General features: G+C 72.1%; 17 protein-coding genes. 6 read left to right on the top strand and 11 right to left on the bottom strand.

Going from position 1 to position 19,410, the window contains the following annotated elements:
- Window positions 1-729: 729 nt before the first annotated feature.
- Window positions 730-2,307 carry a cryptochrome/photolyase family protein gene (locus tag ACFYY2_RS15645; RefSeq protein WP_388742505.1) on the bottom strand — a complete coding sequence of 526 codons (1,578 nt, stop codon included), beginning with the start codon at window positions 2,305-2,307 and terminating at the stop codon, window positions 730-732.
- 376 nt (window positions 2,308-2,683) lie between these two features.
- On the opposite strand from ACFYY2_RS15645, the gene ACFYY2_RS15650 reads away from it, so the two are divergent.
- The 4 genes from ACFYY2_RS15650 (at window position 2,684) to ACFYY2_RS15665 (ending at window position 8,715) form a co-directional block, all read left to right on the top strand.
- Window positions 2,684-2,995, top strand: a complete 312-nt coding sequence (locus tag ACFYY2_RS15650) for a trypco2 family protein (protein ID WP_388742507.1) — start codon at window positions 2,684-2,686, stop codon at window positions 2,993-2,995.
- Window positions 2,985-5,939 (top strand): trypsin-like peptidase domain-containing protein, encoded by a 2,955-nt coding sequence (locus ACFYY2_RS15655; RefSeq protein ID WP_388742509.1) that lies wholly within the window; start codon window positions 2,985-2,987, stop codon window positions 5,937-5,939. Before ACFYY2_RS15650 ends, ACFYY2_RS15655 begins: the two co-directional genes overlap by 11 nt.
- Before the next feature lie 352 nt (window positions 5,940-6,291).
- Window positions 6,292-7,956 (top strand): ABC-F family ATP-binding cassette domain-containing protein, encoded by a 1,665-nt coding sequence (locus ACFYY2_RS15660; protein WP_388742511.1) that lies wholly within the window; start codon window positions 6,292-6,294, stop codon window positions 7,954-7,956.
- 78 nt (window positions 7,957-8,034) lie between these two features.
- Window positions 8,035-8,715 carry a class E sortase gene (locus ACFYY2_RS15665; protein ID WP_388742513.1) on the top strand — a complete coding sequence of 227 codons (681 nt, stop codon included), beginning with the start codon at window positions 8,035-8,037 and terminating at the stop codon, window positions 8,713-8,715.
- Here ACFYY2_RS15665 and ACFYY2_RS15670 read toward each other — a convergent pair.
- Together ACFYY2_RS15670 and ACFYY2_RS15675 are read right to left on the bottom strand one after the other, a co-directional pair.
- Window positions 8,710-11,139 (bottom strand): glycoside hydrolase family 65 protein, encoded by a 2,430-nt coding sequence (locus ACFYY2_RS15670; RefSeq protein ID WP_388742516.1) that lies wholly within the window; start codon window positions 11,137-11,139, stop codon window positions 8,710-8,712. The two genes, ACFYY2_RS15665 and ACFYY2_RS15670, sit on opposite strands and share 6 nt — an antisense overlap.
- The gene (locus ACFYY2_RS15675) at window positions 11,139-11,306 is read right to left on the bottom strand and encodes a hypothetical protein (protein ID WP_388742518.1); all 168 of its coding nucleotides are present in this window, start codon (window positions 11,304-11,306) and stop codon (window positions 11,139-11,141) included. Before ACFYY2_RS15675 ends, ACFYY2_RS15670 begins: the two co-directional genes overlap by 1 nt.
- 129 nt (window positions 11,307-11,435) lie before the next feature.
- Between ACFYY2_RS15675 and ACFYY2_RS15680 the strand changes: the two genes are divergently transcribed.
- Window positions 11,436-11,660, top strand: a complete 225-nt coding sequence (locus ACFYY2_RS15680; RefSeq protein WP_388742520.1) for a hypothetical protein — start codon at window positions 11,436-11,438, stop codon at window positions 11,658-11,660.
- A gap of 239 nt (window positions 11,661-11,899) precedes the next feature.
- Here the strand turns inward: ACFYY2_RS15680 and ACFYY2_RS15685 are convergent, their stop codons facing one another.
- The gene (locus ACFYY2_RS15685; RefSeq protein ID WP_388742522.1) at window positions 11,900-12,724 is read right to left on the bottom strand and encodes a transglycosylase family protein; all 825 of its coding nucleotides are present in this window, start codon (window positions 12,722-12,724) and stop codon (window positions 11,900-11,902) included.
- A gap of 125 nt (window positions 12,725-12,849) precedes the next feature.
- Here ACFYY2_RS15685 and ACFYY2_RS15690 point away from each other — a divergent pair, with 125 nt between their 5' ends.
- Window positions 12,850-13,215, top strand: coding sequence for a PH domain-containing protein (locus ACFYY2_RS15690; protein ID WP_388742524.1), 366 nt, complete (start codon window positions 12,850-12,852; stop codon window positions 13,213-13,215).
- 7 nt (window positions 13,216-13,222) lie between these two features.
- On the opposite strand, the gene ACFYY2_RS15695 is transcribed toward ACFYY2_RS15690, so the two are convergent.
- The 7 genes from ACFYY2_RS15695 to ACFYY2_RS15725 form a co-directional block, all read right to left on the bottom strand.
- Entirely contained in the window at window positions 13,223-13,957 is a 735-nt protein-coding gene (locus tag ACFYY2_RS15695) for a peptidoglycan recognition protein (RefSeq protein ID WP_388742525.1), read from the bottom strand.
- A gap of 97 nt (window positions 13,958-14,054) precedes the next feature.
- A complete protein-coding gene (locus ACFYY2_RS15700) occupies window positions 14,055-14,699 on the bottom strand; it encodes a ScbR family autoregulator-binding transcription factor (protein ID WP_388742527.1) in 645 nt (214 codons plus the stop codon).
- A 690-nt stretch (window positions 14,700-15,389) separates the two neighbouring features.
- The gene (locus tag ACFYY2_RS15705) at window positions 15,390-16,154 is read right to left on the bottom strand and encodes an SDR family NAD(P)-dependent oxidoreductase (RefSeq protein WP_388742529.1); all 765 of its coding nucleotides are present in this window, start codon (window positions 16,152-16,154) and stop codon (window positions 15,390-15,392) included.
- Between the two features lie 369 nt (window positions 16,155-16,523).
- Window positions 16,524-16,724, bottom strand: coding sequence for a hypothetical protein (locus tag ACFYY2_RS15710; RefSeq protein ID WP_388742532.1), 201 nt, complete (start codon window positions 16,722-16,724; stop codon window positions 16,524-16,526).
- 211 nt (window positions 16,725-16,935) lie between these two features.
- Window positions 16,936-17,244: an SCO5918 family protein gene (locus ACFYY2_RS15715; RefSeq protein ID WP_388742535.1), complete on the bottom strand. Its 309-nt coding sequence runs from the start codon at window positions 17,242-17,244 to the stop codon at window positions 16,936-16,938.
- A 59-nt stretch (window positions 17,245-17,303) separates the two neighbouring features.
- Window positions 17,304-18,872 carry a DEAD/DEAH box helicase gene (locus ACFYY2_RS15720; RefSeq protein WP_388742537.1) on the bottom strand — a complete coding sequence of 523 codons (1,569 nt, stop codon included), beginning with the start codon at window positions 18,870-18,872 and terminating at the stop codon, window positions 17,304-17,306.
- 301 nt (window positions 18,873-19,173) lie between these two features.
- Entirely contained in the window at window positions 19,174-19,377 is a 204-nt protein-coding gene (locus ACFYY2_RS15725) for a cold-shock protein (protein WP_327117007.1), read from the bottom strand.
- Window positions 19,378-19,410: the final 33 nt, after the last annotated feature.

Consider the following 19,410-nt stretch of genomic DNA (forward strand, 5'->3'; position numbering starts at 1 on the left):
CCACGGCACCCCGGGGCAATCGAGCGAGTGAATCCCTCCCTGTCGTCGACAGGCAACCTCCCTGCGACGATGGCGAGTCGGAGCGCTCCCGGGCCGATACGGCATGGCCCCGGAAATAGCCCTCCATTCACAGGATGCTTTCTGCGGCAGAGCATCTGCCTCGTCCCGGATTTCCCTCCTCGCGGGTCGGCCGGAACTCCGGTTCTGCACAAAAGGCAACCCCTGCGTGCACCGCGAGAAAAATAGCACCCACGAGCCCCTGCCGATGGCCACCCATAAAATCCTTATCCGGGGGATTCTCCGCTTCGGCGCATATTGCCGGATTCGAACCGCCGCACCTGAGCCGGCCACGGAGAGCGGGCAGAAGCATTCTCGTTCGCGCATGAAGCCACGGCGCAGGATCCGCCCGGTCCTGCACGCGTGCCGGAGCCGCCCGGGGAGACGTGAGCCCATCCCGCCCGCCCGTCAGAGGGCCGCGTATTCCTGGACCCAGGGTCCCTCACGGGCAGGTCGGGTACGGCTTCCGGTACGGCTCCGGGCATGGCCCCTGTGCATCACGCCTGGTGTCGACAAGGCACCGCACGCACGCGCGTACGCATCACCGGCAACTCCCCGCCCCGGCAGACCTCCTGGGCCTTCACGCCCGCAGCAACAGTCCCGACGGCCGCGGCGCCGACGGTCCGGTGCGGTCCGGTCCGGAGCGGGAATGCCGTGCTTGCCACGCCCCGGTCACGGTGGCGCCGCGCCGCGCTCCTTCGCCTTGGTGAGGACTTCGTCCAGGTCCTTCAGACGGTCGAGGCCCTTCACGGCACGGGCCGTGCGGTGGTTGGAGGAGAGGCGCGTGCGGTGACGGTCCATGAAGGCCCAGTAGCCGGTGGTGTAGGGGCAGGCCCGGTCGCCCGTGCGCTCGGTGGGGCGGTAGGCGCAGGGGCCGCAGAGGTCACTCATCCTGTGGATGTAGGCCCCGCCCGAGGTGTACGGCTTGGTCGTCATGAGCCCGCCGTCGGCGTACTGGGACATGCCCACGACGTTGGGCAGCATCACCCAGTCGTAACCGTCGACGAAGCAGCGGTGGAACCAGTCCGTGACCGCGGCCGGGTCCCAGCCGTCCTGCAGCGCACGGCTGCCCAGCACCATCAGCCGGGGGATGTGGTGCGTCCAGCCGGTGTCCCGTACCTGGGCGAGCACGGTGGAGAGGCAGTTGGCCGTGACCGCGTCCGCGTCGAGCTCCAGGAACCAGTCGGGCAGCGGGGCGGTGTGGCGCAGGGCGTTGCGGGCCCGGTAGTCCTCGCCGAAGTGCCAGTAGAGGTGCCAGACGTACTCGCGCCAGCCGGAGATCTGCCGTACGAACCCCTCGACGCTGTTCAGGGGCGCGTCGCCGTTCCGGTAGGCCCGCTCGGCGCGTTCGACGCATTCGGCCGGGTCGAGGAGGCCGAGGTTCAGTGGTGCGGACAGCAGGCTGTGGCTCATCACGGGATCGGCCCCGAGCATGGCGTCCTCGTAGCGTCCGAAGTCCCGCAGCCGGTGGGTGACGAAGTGGCGGAGCGCCGACATCGCCTCCCGCCGGGTGGCGGGGAAGCGGCGCGGGCCGTCCCTCCCGACGAAGGAGACGTCCCCGTCGCGCTCCCACCGGTCGAGGTCGCGGCGGACCTCCTCGTCGATGTCGTCCTCGTGTGCCTGCCAGGGGCCCCGGACGTCCAGGGTCTCCCGTCCTCGGGGCGGGGGCTCGCGGTTGTCGTGGTCGAGGTTCCACGTCCCGCCCGCCGGTTCGCCGCCGTCCATCAGCAGGTCGTGCCGTTCACGCACCCAGCGGTAGAAGCTCTCCAGGCGCAGGCTCCGGCCTCCGCTCCGGCCGGCCCATTCCTCGAACGCGTCCTGCGCCACCAGGAAGCCCTTCGCGGGCAGGACCTCGATGTCGTCGTACCCGCCGAGGAAGGCGAGCGCCGCGCGGGAGGTGGGGTGGCAGACGGTGAGGCGGACACCGGCCTCGCGCTCCGCCGCGCCGCCGGTGTCCTTGTCACGGGTGCCGCGCGACCTCCAGGGCGCACCGGTTCCGGCGGCCCGCTCAAGCCCCTCCGCGTACGTCTCCGCCTGGATGTAGGTGACCCGGTCGCCGAGTTCGGCGGCCCTGTGGCGCATGGCCGACAGGACGAGATGGGCCTTGGCGCGGTGGAAACGGCGGCGGCGCAGCACCGAGCGCGCCTCGATCATGACGACGGGAGCGCGGTCGTCGGGGCCGCCGTGCCGCGGGTCGAGGAAGTGCGGGCCGAGCTGGTCCCCGAAGATCCAGTGGGGGCGTGGCGCCATGGGTCCGCCTCTCACGGCAGGGGGCCGCCGCAGGGGTACGCCGCCAGGGTGACGGCCGGCCGGGGGTGCGGGCGGGAGTCGGGTGCGGGCGACCTCAGTGGACTCCGGCCCACTGCGCGTCGGTGCCCTCGCCGGGGCGCTCCGCCCGGCCGATGCTGCCAGCATCCGCCCGCCGGACCCGGCCGACACTCCGCCGCCCTTCCGTGCGATCGGCCGGCCGCTCCCCGTGCGACGACCCGGCCCGGAGCTCCGCCACCGTCGGTGCGTCACCGCGCCGGTCTCCCGTCTCCACTGGACGCGTACCGGGGCCCGTACGTGATGATGTGGGCCTGTACGACGGGTAGTTGACGTCACGGAGCGGTGGGGGGAACTGCTGGTGGACGATGCGGTCGAGCTGGCGGACATGATCGCGCAGTTGCGGGACGAGCTGAGCCGCGCCATGGCGGACGGGGAGGGCTCCGGCCTGCGGTTCAAGGCGGAGCGGGTGGAGCTGGAGCTCACGGTGGGGGTGGAGAAGAGCCGTGAGCCGGGGGTGAAGGTGCGGTTCTGGGTCTTCGACGCGAGCGCGGCGGCCAAGCGCACGTCCGCCGTCACCCAGCGGCTCACCCTGACGCTGCAGCCCGTCCTCGCGGACGCGCCGGACGGGATGGCGCTGATCTCCGGCGACGAGCTGCTCGGTGAGGACTGAGGTGGCGGCCGGCGGTCTGGATCCGCGTCGGATCGCGGAGGTCATCGTCACGACGGCGGCGGGTGGCCGTCGCGGTTCGGGTTACCGCGTGGGCGACACGGCGGTTCTGACCGCGTTCCATGTGGTGGCCGGCGCCACCGGCGTACGGGTGCGCTTCGACGCGGACCGGCCCGGGCAGTGGGCGGCGACCGCCGAGGTGTCGTGGGCGGACAGCGGGACGGATGTCGCGGTGCTGACCTTCCGGCCCGGTCCGGGGGTCGCCGCGGTGGCGCCCGCGCTGTTCGGGCGCATCGGCGACGACGGCCATGCCGTCGTCGCGGTGCACGCGGCCGGGTTCCCCCTGTGGAAGCGGCGGCGGGGCGCCGACGGGAGGCAGTTCCGGGAGCTGCACCAGGCGGACGGGACGGTGGCGGCGCTGTCCAATCTGCGCACCGGCACCCTGGAGATCACCGTGCAGGCCGCGGCCGCCGACCCCGATCCCGGGGTGTCACCGTGGTCGGGCATGTCGGGCGCCGCCGTGTGGGCCGGGACCCGCATCGTCGGAGTCGTCGCCGAACACCACCGGCACGAGGGCGCCGGCCGGCTCACGGCCGCCCGCGTCGACCACGCTCTCGGCCGGGTCTCCGAGGAGCGGCGGGCAGCCCTGGAAGCCCTGCTGGCGATTCCCGGGGCCGCTGAACTGCCCTCGGCCGGGGCGGGCGGCACCGGTTCGACGGGTTCCAGGGTGATCGGGCTGCCGGTCACGCACGGCCTCGAACTCTTCAAGGACCGCGTCGAGGTGCGGGACGCCATCGCCCGCCACCTCGCTGACCCGGCCGTCCGCGTGGTGACCGTCACCGGGCGGCGGGGCATGGGCAAGAGCTCCGTGGCGGCCAAGGTGATGGACATGCTGGAGCAGGGCGAGTGGCCCGGCCAGGTGAGGGCTCCGCTGCCGCGCGGACTCGTCAATCTCAGCACGCGTACGTCCGGGATCTCGCTGGAGCGCGTGTACTTCGACTGCGCCGAGGTGCTGGGCGGCGTGACGAAGGCGCGGCTGCTGGAGGTCTGGGCGAGCGACCGGACCGCCCGGGAGAAGATCGGCGAGCTGTTCGCGGCGATGCGGGGCGAGCTGTTCGTCATCCTGATGGACAACCTCGACGACCGGTTGCAGGACGACGGCCGGCTCGACGAGGAGGACGAGCTGGCGGTCTTCCTCGACTGCCTCTTCCGGGCCCGCTCCACCCCCCGGCTGCTGGTCACCTCGCAGATACCTCTGCGTCTCGCACCGGAGCTGCGCCGGTTCGCGGCCGAGGTCGACCTGTCCGACGGCCTGCCGCCCGTCGAATCCGTGGCTCTGCTGCGCGAACTCGACCAGGACGGCAGCATCGGGGTGGCCGCGCTGTCCGACGAGGAGCTGCTGAGGGCGGCGGTCCACGTGCACGGCGTTCCACGCGCGCTGGAGCTGCTCGTGGGCGCGATGGCGGACGACATGCTGGCGCTGCCGACCCTCCAGGAGGTGCTGGAGGACTTCGCGCTGCGCGGCGACGTGGTGGCCGGCCTGGCCCAGGACCGTTACCAGCGGCTGGGGCCGGAGGCCCGCACCGTGCTGAACGTCCTCGCCGTGCTGCGGACTCCCGTGTCCCGGGAGGCCGTCGAGTGGATCATGGCGGGCCTCGCCCCCGGTCTCGCCGTCGCCCCGGTCCTGTCCGGTCTGCTGCGCACGCGGATGCTGTCGGTGAACCGGGCCGACCGCACCTTCGCCCTGCACCCGATGGACGCCGACCTGGCATACGGCGCCATGCCCCGGGAAGGGGCACTGGGGCGGCAGGCCGTGGAGCGGCGGGCGGCGGACTGGTACACGGGGACGGCCCCCCGACGGCCGGACTGGCACGACCTGGACGACATCCGGCTCCACCGGCGCGCGTTCGACCACCTGGTGCGCGCCGGGGACTTCGACGAGGCGGGGCTGCTGCTCGGCACGATCGGTGAGTGGATGGTCTGGCACGGGTCGGTGCTGGCCGCCCTGTCGATGCATCTGACTCTGGAGGAACAGTTGACCGACGACCGCGCCCGTCTCGCCCATCTGATCAGCTTCGGCCACGCCCGGCTGACGGCGGGGCCGCTGGCCGACGCCGCCGACGTGTTCACCGAGGCCGCGGCCCTGGCCGAGGACCTCGGCGACCGGCAGGCCCTGCAGCGGGCGTTGTTCGGTCTCGGGGACGCCTGCCGTCAGCTGGGCCGGCTGGAGGACGCGATGGAACCGCTGAGGCGCGCCGGTGATCTCGCGCACGAGAACGGCGACGCCGAGTCGGAGGTACACGTCCTGCTGGACCTGAGCCTCGCCCACAGCACCCTGGGCGACGGGAAGGCGGCCCTCGCGGGCGCCGACCGGCTGCACGAGATCGCGCGTGCCACGGGTGACCTGTTCACCGAGGCGCGTTCCTGGAACGCCCGCTTCACGGCCCTGCTCTCGCTGGGGCGTTGGGAGGAGACCGTGGCCGCCGGCGACAGGGCGGTGCTGGCCTACCGGGACGCCGGTATCCAGGAGGCGACGGACTACGCGCTGAACGCCAAGGGGGTGTCCCTGCTCGCCCTGGGCCGCACCGCGGAGGCGCTGGAGGCGCTGGAGGCCGCGCTCGCCGCCGCGTCGCGGATGGAGAGCCCGCGCACCGAGGGCGTCTGCCTCTACAACACCGCGTGGGTCCACTGGGCCGACGCCCGTCACGCCGCCGCGGCCGAGGCCGCCGGGCGTGCGGCCGCCTCGCTGGAGCTGGCCGGCGCGGTGGAGGCCGTGGCGGCACGAGCGCTCGCCGAGGCGGCCGTCGCGCTGTCGGGGCCGGCGCCGGACGCGCGGGCGGCGGCCGACGCGCTGGTACGGGCCGCCGAGGGCGCCGGACGCAACGTCGAGATGGTCCGGCCGGCATGGCTCGTCGCGGAGGCGGAGCGCCTGCGCGGACGGGCCTGAGGCACCGGGCCGGGGCCGGGAGGCCGGGGCCGGTCGGGGGCGGGACGCCGGGGCCGGGTTTATTCACCCCCGTCCCGCCCTGGCCAGGTGTACAGTTTTTGAGTCCTGTCGTCTCCGATAGAGGTGGACGTTGCGCATCTGAGGTCCGCGAACATCGCGCGGTGCGGCCCCTGCCGCAGCCCGTCACGCCTGCGTCGGCTTTCTGCCGCCCGTGACCCCCGCGTGGATGCGACCTCGGTGCATGAGCCGTCCCCGTACGTACCAGGACAGCTCAGCCCCCTCTTCCGGCCGGTCGCCGCGTGTTGCTCGCATACGAATCCCCCGTTCACATGCCTGCGACTGCGAGGATCACATGTCCCAGCCCACCACCCCCGCCGCGTCCCTCAGCACCTCCGCCCTGACCTTCCGGTGGCCCGACGGCACCGGGGTCTTCGACGGGCTCTCCCTCGGCATCGGCCGGGGCCGCACCGGTCTCGTCGGGACGAACGGCTCCGGCAAGTCCACACTCCTGCGGCTGCTGGCGGGGCGGCTGCACCCCTCCGCGGGGTCCGTGACCGTCAACGGGCGCCTGGCCTACCTGCCGCAGAACCTCACCCTCGACACGGAACTGCGCGTCGAGGCGGCCCTGGGCATCGCCGGGCGGCGAGCGGCGCTGCGCGCGATCGAGGCCGGCGACGTCGCCGGCCGGCACTTCGAGACGCTCGGCGACGACTGGGACGTCGAGGAACGCGCTCTCGCGACCCTCGGGTCGCTCGGTCTCGGTGACATCGGTCTCGACCGCACCGTCGGACAGCTGTCGGGCGGTGAGACCGTGCTGCTGCGGCTGGCCGCACTGCTGCTGGAGCGCCCCGACGTCCTGCTGCTCGACGAGCCGACCAACAACCTCGACGTGTTCGCGCGCCGCCGGCTCTACGAGGCCGTCGACTCCTGGCGATCGGGTGTGCTCGTCGTCGTCAGCCACGACCGTGACCTGCTGGAACGGGTCGACCGCATCGCCGACCTGCGCGCCGGTTCGGTGACCTGGTACGGCGGCGGCTGGTCCGCCTACGAGGAGGCGCTGGCCACGCAGCAGGAGGCGGCCGGGCGCATGGTGCGCGCCGCGGAGTCCGACGTACGCCGCCAGAAGCGCGAGCTGGAGGAGGCGCAGACCAAGATCGCCCGGCGGCAGCGGCACAACAGGAAGATGGACGCCCAGCGGCGCGCGCCGAAGATCGTCGCGGGCGGGCACAAACGGTCCTCCCAGGAGGCGGCGGGCAAGCTCCGCGGCCTGCACGAGGACCGCCTCCAGGAGGCGAGGGAGCGGCTGGACACCGCGTCCGAGGCGATCCGCGACGACGACGAGATCAAGGTGCGCCTCCCCCGCACCGCCGTGCCGTCCGGTCGCACGGTCCTGAGCGTGCGGGGGCTGCGCCCCCGCTTCGGCAGCCTGCGCGACGGCGGTTTCGAGGTCCGAGGGCCTGAGCGCATCGCGCTCATCGGGCGCAACGGTGCAGGCAAGACGACTCTGCTGCGCACCCTCGCCGGGGAGCTGGCGCCGCTCGACGGCGAGGCGAGGACGTTCGTACCGCTGCGTTTCCTGCCGCAGCGGCTGGACGTGCTGGACGACGCGCTCGGGGTCGCCGCGAACGTGGCCCGCATGGCGCCCGGGATCACCGACAACGAGATCCGTTCGCAGCTCGCGCGCTTCCTCTTCAAGGGGGCGCGCGCCGAGCAGCCCGCGGGCACGCTGTCCGGCGGCGAGCGGTTCCGTGCCGCGCTCGCGGCGACGATGCTCGCCGCCCCGGCCCCGCAACTGCTGATGCTGGACGAGCCCACCAACAACCTCGACCTGGCGAGCGTGCGGCAGCTGACGGGCGCGCTCGACGCCTACGAGGGTGCGCTCCTGATCGCCGGGCACGACCTGGCGTTCCTGGAGTCGGCCGGGATCACCCGGTGGCTGCTCGTCGGCGAGGAACTCACCGAGCTGGGCACCGACGAGGTGCGCGCGCTGCTCGGCGCACCCGACGCGATCGGGTGACCGGTGGTGTACTGGAAGGTGCGGGCGCTCCACCGGCCCGCACCGTCCCGTACACCCGGCTACCGATCCGGACCCGTCATGCACCGAACCCACGGATTCCGCAGAGCCTCCAGGGCCGTCGCCGGCGCTGCCGTGCTCGTCCTCGCCGCCGGCGGCGTCGCGGCGGCTGCGGGCGGACAGCCCCCGGCCTCCCCGGTGGCGACGGCGGCGGCGACCGCCGGACCACCGGAGGACAGGACCGATCCACGGACCGCGACCGCCGAGCTCACCATCCCGGCGATCGGTGTGACGGACCTGCCCGTGGTCCCGTACGAGGGCACGACGGACGACGCGCCGGGAACCCGTGTCCAGGACCGGGGCGTGGCCGCCAGTCCGTACGGCGTGGACGGCGGCGTCGGGCCGGGCGAGGTCGGGAACTACCTCGTGACGGCCCACCGGCTCTCCGCCGGGGGCCCGCTCCACGACCTCCCGGCCCTGCACAAGGGCGACAAGGTCCTGGTCGAGGAGAGCGGCACGGTGTACGAGTACCGGATCACGGAGACCCGCATGACGTCCTTCCGCTCCGCGCACTCGCTCGCGGAGCAGCGCGCCGAGGTGCCGGGAAAGCCGGGCGAGAAGCCGACCCGGGCGATGATCACGATCTCCACCTGCGCGACTCCGGAGGACGACGCGGCGGGCAACTTCTGGCGCGACGCCCAGCACAACCCGGAGCACCGCATCGACAAGATCGGAGTCCTGGTGTCCTCCCGGCCCTCATGAACCGCCGGTCAGGTCGTCGGGCAGTTCCAGCCAGCGTGAGGTGCCGGGATCGATGACGTAGGAACTGCCGTCCAGCCTCACCCGCACCCCCGGCCGTTCCGAGTCGGGGACGGCGATCCGCAGCCGCTCGGCCCGCAGGCGCAGGTCGACGTCCCAGTGACGGCGGAACCGGAGCCGCATCCGGAACTTCGAGAGCTGGGGCAGCGTGGCCGGCGCCAGCCACAGGGCGTCGTCCCGGGTCTCCAGGCCGGTCATCCCCCGCTGGACGAAGTCGAGCGTGCCGGCCATCGCCCCCAGGTGGATGCCCTCCTCGGTCGTACCGCCCTGGATGTCCGCCACGTCGCCGATCAGCGCCTCCTCGCAGTAGCGCCAGGCCTCGTCCCGGTTGACCCTTGCCAGCACCCAGGCGTGGACGAGGGAGCTGAGGGTCGATCCGTGGCTCGTGCGCCCGGCGTAGTAGTCGACGGTCTTCAGCCACGTCCCGTCGTCGAGTTCGTGTCCGAGCCGCTGGAAGAGCGCGGCCAGTTCCCTGGGGGAGAAGAGGTAGCCGAGCATCAGCACGTCGGCCTGCTTGGACGCCTGGTAACGGTTGACGGTGTCGCCCTCCGCCTCCAGGATGCGGTCGAGCCGGCGGATGTCCCCGTACCGCTGCCGGTAGCCCTCCCAGTCCAGCTCGGCCAGGTCCCCGTATCCGGCGAACTGGCTGATGACGCCGTCGTGGTGGGGCACGTGCAGCTTGCGGGACACGTCCTCCCAGCGGTCCAGCTCGTCGGGGTCGAGCCGGATGACGTCGAGGAGCTGTCCGCGCCGGGTCGCAGGCAGTTCGCGGAAGATCTCCCCGGCCCGCGCCAGCACCCAGGACGCCGTCACGTTCGTGTACGTGTTGTCGTCCAGGCCCGCGGTGTCGGCGTCCGGATAGGCGTCGTGGTATTCGTCGGGCCCGACGACACCCCGGATGCGGTACCGGCCCAGCGCGTCGTCCCACTCGGCGCTGTCCGCCCAGAAGCGCGCGATCTGGAGCATCATCTCGGCGCCCTTGGAGTAGAGGTACTCCGTGTCGCCGGTCGCCTGGCAGTACTGCCACACGTTGTACGCCACGGCCGAGCCGACGTGGTGCTGAAGACGCGAACGGTCCTCCAGCCAGCGCCCCGAGCGGGGGTTGAGGTGCACCTCCTGGGTCTCCTCGCGCCCCTCGTCGGCGCTCTGCCACGGGAACATCGCCCCTCGCCTGCCGGTCTCGGCCGCGGCGGCGCACGCCGCGGGGAGCCTGCGGTGCCGGTAGTCGAGGAGCCCCCGCGAGACCTCCGGCAGATGCAGGTTCAGGAAGGGCAGGACGAAGAGTTCGTCCCAGAAGACGTGTCCCCGGTAGGCCTCCCCATGGAGCCCGCGCGCCGGCACCCCGACGTCGAGCTCCGCGGTGTGCGGCGAGAGGGTCTGCAGCACGTGGAAGAGATGCAGCCGCAGGATCCGCCCCGGCTCTCCCCGCACTTCGAGCTTGGCCTGCTGCCACAGGTCCGCCCAGGCACGCCGGTGGGAGGCCAGCAGGCTCTCGTGGACCGGTGCGTCGGTCACCGCCGTCACCGCGGCGCGCAGCGGGCTGCCGATCGCGGGATCGCGCGAGGTGTACAGGGCGACCGTCTTGTCGACCACCGCGTCCGACTCCGGGTCCAGGGGCAGCAGCAGCGTCTGGTGGACGGCGCGCGGCTGCTGCAGCGGCTCCGCCCGGTGGTCGCCGTTGCGCTCGGGGCCGCACGACGCCACGGTGCGGGCGGCGAGTGCGATGCCGATGTCCGACTCCACGGTCCGGCAGCGCAGCCACACGACGGAGTCCGGCTCGGTGCCCGTCTCCCAGCCGGCGAGGTGGCGGTCGGCCAGATCCCGGTAGCGGGCGACCCCGCTGTTGCGGATGTCGCCGTCGATCCCCGCCTCCACCTCCAGCTCGCCCGACCAGCCCTCGGCCCCGAACACCGTGTGCAGGGCGGCGAGATGGGGTTCGCCCATGTGCACGAGACGGTCCTGCACCACCGTCAGCCGGCGGCCCCGGGTGTCCTCGTAGACCGACCTGCGGGTCAGCGTCCCGCCGCGCAGGTCGAGCGACTGACGGTGCTCCACCAGGTACGCGTGGTCCGGGGTCAGCCAGGGTCCGGGCCGGGCTCCCTCCGGACGGATGCGGTAGCGCAGCGGCAGCCAGTTGGGGAGGTTGACCATGTCCTCGTTCTCGACCTGGCGGCCCTGGACGGACGAGGTAAGCCGGTTGTAGCAGCCCGCGACGTACGTACCCGGGTAGTGCGACCGGGCGGCCGGGGTCTCCGGCGCGGCTCCCCGGGTGGCGAAGTAGCCGTTACCCAGGGTGCACAGGGCCTCGCGCAGACGCTCCTTCTCCGGGTCGTAGCCCTCGTACTCCCAGATCCAGCCCCGCGCCATCAGCCCTCCCGGGCGATCGGTCCGGCGGCCACGAGGCCCGCGCCCGGGGAGCTCCGCCAGGCGGCCCTCCGGTCGGCCCTCACGGTGTCGAAGACGATGCCGTCCGTGCCGGGTACCACGGCGTGGACGGAGAACAGGACCGCGGCCGTCGATGGAGCACGTGCCATGACCGGTGTCCTTTCGTCGGGACTTCGCTCTCGTGGGACAGCACCGGTCATCTCCCGGGCTTCTCCGGCATCACCGGGTAAAAAGTCGCAAAAGTTTCTATTCGTCCCCTATGGGATTACCGTACATACATGGCCAGAACCGAGCGTCAGACCGGCCGGCAGGCGGAGTACGCGTGTCCGGCCTGCAAGCAGCCCGTCGACACCGTGATCGAGCGGCACAAGACCCTCGGGATCTTCGTTCCCCACTGGGGCCCGGGACCGTGCCACAACGCCGACTGCCACAGATACTCGGCGGAGGACGGTGCGGGGGGCACCTCAGGAAAGGCCCGGGGCTCGCACACCGTACGTCGCTGAGCCGGCTTTCCTGGCCGGCCTGCGGACCGCGCGGGTCGCTCTGCGGAGGCGGTGGGGGCGGTGCGGACGGAACCGTGCCGTGGGGTCGTGGGGGCCGGGCGCCTCGGCGGGCGGAGTCCGGGCAGTGCCGTCTGCGATGCGCTGATCATCGTGGGGAACCTGCACCCTCGGTTGGTGGAGGACCACCGTGACGACGCCGTCGTCGCGGCCGGGACGTGGAGCACCGTGACCGGGACGGGTCAGGCGTTCAGGCGCAGGTGCTGACCGGGGAAGATCAGGTGCGGGCCCTGGTCCAGGGCGTCGCGGTTCATCTCGTACAGCGCGTGCCAGCCACCGGACACGTCCGCGCGCTCGGCGATCGACGAGAGGCAGTCGCCCGGCTCGACGACATAGGACTCGGAGTCGGCGAGGTCCTCGGAGTGGTGCTTCGAGACGGTTCCGCTCCCGGACGACGAAGAGCCGGCGGACCCGTGGTCCGTACCGGCGTGCGAGGAACCAGCGGTGCTGCCGCTCACGCTGCCGTTCCCGTGGTGCGCGGAGCCGGAGGAACTGCTCGAACTGCCGCTCGACTGACGTTGCGGGGCGGCCTGTGCGCTGTCACCGCGGTCGGAGCCGCCCGACGAGGAGGAACCCGACGAGCCGTTCGCTCCGAGTCGTCCGCAGGTGGGCCAGGCGCCCATCCCCTGCGAGCGGGCGACGCGCTCACCGACCGCGATCTGCTCGGACTTGGTGGCGAGGTCGGCGCGCGGTGCGTACTGGCCGCCGCCGTAGGCCCGCCAGGTGGAGGGTGCGAACTGCAGCCCACCGTGGTAGCCGTTGCCGGTGTTGGTGTTCCAGCGGCCGCTGCTCTCGCACTGGGCGATGCGGTCCCAGTCCGTGCCCGCCGTGACGGTCGGCGCGATGACGGCCCGGGCGGGGGCGGCCTGCGCAGGCACCGCCTGGACGGGGGCCTTGGCGGGGGCGTCCGCGGCGCTGCGGCCGGCCAGACCCAGCACGCTCAGGAGGACCAGCAGAAGGGCGAGCACCGATTCGACGGGCCGCTTGGCGAGGGGTGATGCCGGCATGACGGTATTCCTCCGCTGTGCTCCGAGATGTGTACAAGGGCACGAACAGATAAGCCTCCGATATTCTTTTCTCGTGTCTTTGACGCGTCCGACGTCAGCACATTCACTCGGGTGGAGGCCCTTTCATGGCACTGTTCGGCAACGCGCACACCGTCGACCTCGAGACGGCACAGCGTGACTACGCCCCGCTTCTGGGGCAGGGCGAGCAGTTGCACGCCGCATACCAACTCATCCGGGACACCATCCTGTTCACCGACCGCAGGCTCGTTCTCGTCGACAAGCAGGGCATCACGGGCAAGAAGGTGGGATACCACTCGATCCCGTACCGGAGCGTCACGCACTTCACGGTGGAGACGGCCGGGACGTTCGACCTCGACGCCGAGCTGAAGATCTGGCTCTCGGGCAGCGAGATCCCGATACAGCAGACCTTCACCAAGGGCGTCGACATCTACGAGGTGCAGGCACTGCTCGCCCAGTTCGTCACCAGGTAGGCACCGGCTACGGCTTCGGCTTCCTCAGCCGGGCCATCTCGGCGCGTACAGCGGGAAGTTGAGCATAGAGGGCCTCACCGGGGCAGTCCGTCCGATAGGTGTCCCGGTGGCCGGACACGGCATGGAGGTAGACCTCCTCACCGCGGTCGTACAGGCTGTCGTCGTTCGTCGAGACCATCCGCACGTGACCTCGCGGATCGATGCTCCGGCTCAGCTTCCACGCGCCGACCTTCGCGATCCCTTCGATGAGCGCCTTCGGCACCGGCACACCGGGGCCGAAGGTGCCCAGGGCCGCGATGCCCACGCTGTGCGCGTTGAATCCGGTGGCATGGGCACCGCGTACGGAGCGCCCCACACCGCCGGCCCGGCCCTCGTAGATCGTCCCGCAGCGGTCCACGACGAAGTTGTAGCCGATGTCGTCCCAGCCCTCGCCCCGGACGTGCGTCTCCTCCATCGCCCGCAGCATCGCGGGAGCGTCGGCGCAGTCGTAGCCGTTGGGGTGCCCGGTGTGATGGACGAAGACCGCGTTCACCGAGCCCGTGTAGACCGCGTGCTCCTTGACCAGGCCCTCGTCCGCGTGCCACTGCGCGCGCGTGACGATCGCGGGCCGCGGGGCTCCTGCCGGGGCGGCGGGCTCAGCCGTGGTCCGCTCGGGCGCGACGAGCCGCACCGGCGCGTCCCTGAGAACCAGGAAGGCCAGCGGGACGGCCATGGCGCCCACGACTGTTCGGCGAAGCCACATAGGGCCACCATGCGGGCTGACCAGCCACTTCGCAGGAACGCCGCACCCGATCGGGTGACGCGCCACCGCCCCGGCCGCAGCCGTGCGGGACAGGCACTCAGGGGACGGGGACCGCCCGGCCCTCCTCGATGATGCGTTCCGCGCGGTGGGGAGAGATGTCCAGTCTGGCGAGCACGCCCGGTACGGCGTTGTTCGGAAGGATCAGTTCGAGCAGTCCGGAGATCTCCGCGACCAGGTCCAGCGGCTCGGCCATCGACTCGGTCACCAGCTGGACGCCCGTCCACGCGCCGACGAAGATCCGCGAGGTGGCGACGGGGTCCACGTGCGGCAGGAGCTCCCCCCGCTCCTTGGCCTCGGTGAGTATCTCCGCGCCCAGGGTGATCCAGTCGGGCCAGCGGGTCCCGAAGAGACTGCGCGCCCGGGGATCGACCGACAGCCGGATCGAGGCGCTGAGCAGGGGTTCTCTGGGCAGCCGGTAGGCCAGCAGAAGGGCCGTGTCCACCCATTCCTGCAGCTTGAAGTCCTGCGGGGTCACCCCGTCGGCCGTGACGGCCTCCTCGAGGACCCCACGGGCGAGCTCCTCCTTCGACGTGAAGTGGAAGTAGAGCGCGCCCCGCGTGAGACCGGCCCGATCGAGGATCGAGGCGATGGTGGCGGCGTCGTAACCGTGCTCGTCGAAGACCTCGGCGGCCGCCTCGAGGAAGATTCTGCGCGTGCGGATCGCCCGTTGCTGTCGTGCCAACTCGCGCTCCTCTTGACCTTGCCTGACGACTGCTCAAAAAGTACCGGTGGACCGGTATCATATCAGCGCCAGCGGACCAACTTTGCGCCATGCACGCGGAAGCCCGTGCCGGACATTTCCGTCGCCCCTTATACGCCGGAGGGTATGGCGGGGGCCCGGCACGGGGTTTCGAAGATTTCGGCGCGTCTCCTCCGCGAGGACGGAGCCTTTTCCACCGGCCGGCAGTGCCTGAAGGATGGCGAATTCTCGCCCACCGCGAGACGGCCGGAGCCCCCTGAGGGACTTCCCCGCGACCTCTGCGCGCTCACCCCGGCCGTCCGCCGGAGCGGTCTCGTCGTCGCGCACGCGTCCCAGGAGGTTCCGCTCGCCTGCCGGACGCGCCACCGCATTGCCTCGACTCCACCGTCGTTCCGGGTTCCCGCCCGCCGCTCCCGGAGACTCCTGTCCACTCACCGCCGGGGCAACCGTCACCGACCCCGCGAAGAGGCCCGCCGTACGGCCACACGGCCCCCAAGTGCCGGGAACCGTCCCGATGGAGGCCGGGGGCGGTGGGCGGCGTACACCGCCCGCCGCCCGGGGCCTTCCGAACGGACCACCGTCAACGGCACCTTCGAGCGATGCGCCGGGAGCGATCGCCCCGCCGTATCGACACCGAGGGCATCGCCCCGGCCGGCAACCGCCGGGCGTTGCTCACTGGTTGACGAAGCCGCCGTCCACCGGCATGACCGTGCCCGTGAGGAAGGGGCACCGGTCGCTGAGCAGCCACGCCGCGGCGTTGGCGATCTCCTCGGGTTCGGCCGTACGCCCCTGCGGCGTAAGGCTGTTGACCATCTCCTCCAGCCCGGGGTTGCGCCCGAACCAGTCGGCGGTGATCTCGCTGCGGGTGGTGCCGGGAGCAACGGCGTTGACCCTGATGCCCTGTTGGGCGTACTCGTCCGCCGCGGCCCGGGTGAGTCCGACGACCGCGTGCTTGGCGGCTATGTAGGGTGCGGCGGCGGGGATCGCCACCAGGCCGCCCACACTGCTGTTGTTCACGATGGAACAGCCGCCCTTGTTCGGCAGCATGGCCGCTATCTCGGCGCGCAGGCTGTTCCAGACGCCGCGGACGTTCACGTCCATCACCGCGTCGTAGACGTCGTCGCCCATGAGGTGGAGGGGGGTCCGGTCGCCGCCGAGTCCGGCGTTGTTGAAGGCCGAGTCCAGACGCCCGTACGTGTCGACCGCGAAGCCGACGGCCCTGGCGGCGTCCTCGGCCACCGTGACATCGCAGACCACGTACGAGGCTTGGGCGCCCTTGTCCTTCAACTCGTCCACTATCGCGGCCAGTCGTTCCTCCCGGCGGGCGGCCAGGACGACCGTCGCACCTTCCTGGGAGAACACGCGCGCCGCCGCCGCTCCGATACCGCTGCTCGCCCCGGTGATCAGGACGACTCTGCCGTTGAGTAGATCGCTCATACGCGCAGTCTGGCAGGCCCTCCTGGGTCGCTGCCATGCCCGGTACCACCCCGCCCCCGCCCCGGCGCGCACCCCTCGCACCGCCGGCCCGACGCGTGCGGCATGCCCGTGCGGCATGTGCCCGGCCCCAGCGGACCCCACTCCGCGCGGTCGGAAACCGGCGCGGATTGGACGGTAAACAAACTGCTTGTCCCGTTTCTTCTCCCGTCGGACACCTCGCAACGTCCCGTCGGACACGTCGGAACGCGCTCTGCCGTGCGGCCACGCCGAACGACGGGCACCCCGATCCCTGCGCCCGGAGACGCACCCGGATTTCGCGAGGGCCGCGGAAAGGGCCTCCGGAGGCGCTCAGCCCGCCACGTGGGGCGCTCAGCCCGCCACGTGCGTGCGGCCGAGGACCGTGGCGTGCTCCAGGACGTCCTCCAGCGGGTCGTCGACCTGGCCCGTGGCGATCAGTGCCACCTGCGGCCCGTTGTGCGAGTGGGCGTGGGTCTCGTCGCCGTGGGCCGTGGCGGCCGGCAGCACGGACGACAGCAGGGTCACCCCGAGCACGGTCATCTTGCTCTTCATCTCGTCCCCTCGCCGCGCCGGGCCGTCCCGGCGGCACCGGACGATCTTCCCCCGGCCGGTGCGGGCGGGGCGGTGGACCCGGGCCGTGGCGGCCGCGACTGTTACAGACGTTCCCGGCCCCGGCGGAAGGACAGGACGGCGCCCCCGGACGCACCGCACCCCCGGCCCGGAGGGCGCGGGGGTGCGGTGCGTCGGACGGTTTCGTCCCGGCTCAGACGTCGCCGCGGTCACCCAGCAGGGCCGACGCGTTCTCCAGCGGCGTGAGGCGCGCCGCCGGCGCGGACACCTCCGCGGGACGGCAGGTGAAGCCGAGGCGCGACAGCGCCCTGGTCACCTCCGCCGCGCTGAAGTCGCGGCGGTCCTGCCGCGTGATGATCTCGCCCACCTGCTTGACGGGGTAGACACGGCGGGCGATGACCACCGCGTCACCGGTGACGGGCTCGGGCTTGACGCCCTTCATCGAGGCTTCGACCTCGTGCTTGAACAGATCGAACGGGAAGCGGGCGATGACACAGCGCATGGTGCCTCCACAAGGTCGGAGAGAGTGCCGGAAAGGGGGCGGCCGGGCGGGCCGCGTGACTACGCGGCCTTGTTGGCCCTGCGCTGCTGGGCCGCGGCACGCGCCTGCGGCGTGGGCGTGTTCGCGTTGGAACGGCGGCCCTGACCGGGGCGCGCGCCGCGGCGGCTCCGGGGACCGGAACCGCCGCCCTTGCGCTCCGTCACCGGGGAACTGATCGTGACCGGGACGCCCGAGGGCGCCTGGGCCCCGGTGATGCGGCTGAGCTCGGCCTGGCCGGAGCGGACCTGGGCGATCTGCGGGGTGATCCCGGCGTCGGCCATCAGGCGGGTCATCTCACGGCGCTGGTTGGGCAGCACCAGCGTGACGACGCTGCCGGACTCCCCGGCGCGCGCGGTACGGCCACCGCGGTGCAGGTAGTCCTTGTGGTCGCTCGGCGGGTCGACGTTGACCACGAGGTCCAGGTTGTCGACGTGGATGCCACGGGCCGCGACGTTCGTGGCGACCAGCACGGTGACGTGACCGGTCTTGAAGCGGTCCAGGGTGCGGGTGCGCTGCGGCTGGGACTTGCCTCCGTGCAGGGCTGCGGCACGCACACCGCTGTTCAGCAGGTGGTCGGTGAGCTTGTCCACGGCGTGCTTGGTGTCGAGGAACATGATCACCCGGCCCTCGCGGGCGGCGATCTCGGTCGTCGTGGCGTACTTGTCCGCGCCCTGGACGTAGAGCACGTGGTGCTCCATCGTCGTCACCGCACCGGCCGCCGGGTCCACGGAGTGGACGACCGGGTCGTGCAGGTAGCGCCGGACCAGCAGGTCGACGTTGCGGTCGAGGGTGGCCGAGAACAGCATCCGCTGACCGTCGGGGCCGACCTGGTCGAGCAGCTCGGTGACCTGGGGCATGAAGCCCATGTCCGCCATCTGGTCGGCCTCGTCGAGGACGGTGATCGCGACCCGGTCGAGCTTGCAGTCGCCGCGCTCGATGAGGTCCTTGAGCCGGCCCGGGGTGGCGACCAGGACTTCGGCACCGCCGCGCAGCGCGCTGGCCTGGCGGCCGATCGACATGCCGCCGACGACCGTCGCCAGCCGGAGCCTGAGGGACCGGGCGTACGGCGTCAGGGCATCGGTGACCTGCTGGGCCAGCTCACGGGTGGGGACGAGCACCAGGGCCAGCGGCCGGCGGGCGTCGGCACGGTTGCCCGCGGTCCGGGCGAGCAGGGCCAGACCGAAGGCGAGCGTCTTGCCCGAACCCGTGCGGCCACGGCCCAGGACGTCCCGGCCCGCCAGCGAGTTCGGCAGGGTGGCGGCCTGGATGGGGAACGGCACGGTCACGCCCTCGGCGGTCAGCGCCGCCAGCAGGGGCTCCGGCATGTCGAGGTCCGCGAAGGTCTCGGCGGCCGGCAGCGCGGGGGTGATGGTCACCGGCAGGGCGAATTCGCCCGTGACGGCGGCGGACCGGCGGCCGGGGCCGCCGGAGCGCCTCGGTGCGCCGGAGCGCCCCTGGTAGCCCGGCGCGCCCTGCCTGCCGGAGCCCGCCGAACGGAATCCGTTCGCCGTACGGCTGCCGCCGGCGGACCCGCCGGAGCGCGTCCGCGAGTACCGGTCGTCAGTGCGAGATGTGCGATCGCGGTTCAATGCAGAACCTTTCCCTCGAATGGCACGTGTCGAGGGATTCTTTCCGGGCGGCTGCAGCCATGTACGGCGCCAAGAATCGCAAGAACGAGCCGGTGAAATTATCGAATAGCGAAGTCCGTCCGCCGGATCGACCGGCCGGAATCGGCACTCCATATGACTGCAGATAACCGGTGTGCGGGATATGCGCGACACCCGGAATTACCTCGCGGCCGCGACGACGGTGGTCACGGCCGGAAAAACACAACGAGCTGGGGCCCGCACCCCAAGGTGCGGGCCCCAGCTGCGCCGTACGCCCGAGTGATCAGGCGGGGGTGATGTTCTCGGCCTGCGGGCCCTTCTGGCCCTGCGTGACGTCGAAGTTCACCTTCTGGCCTTCCTGCAGCTCACGGAAGCCGGAGGAGGCGATGTTCGAGTAGTGGGCGAAGACGTCGGCGCCGCCGCCCTCCTGCTCGATGAAGCCGAAGCCCTTTTCCGAGTTGAACCACTTCACGGTACCGGTAGCCATGTCATATCTCCTTCGGGGCGTTGCCCGTGGGCC

This window comes from Streptomyces sp. NPDC001822, from assembly GCF_042892135.1.
Lineage (GTDB): Bacteria > Actinomycetota > Actinomycetes > Streptomycetales > Streptomycetaceae > Streptomyces.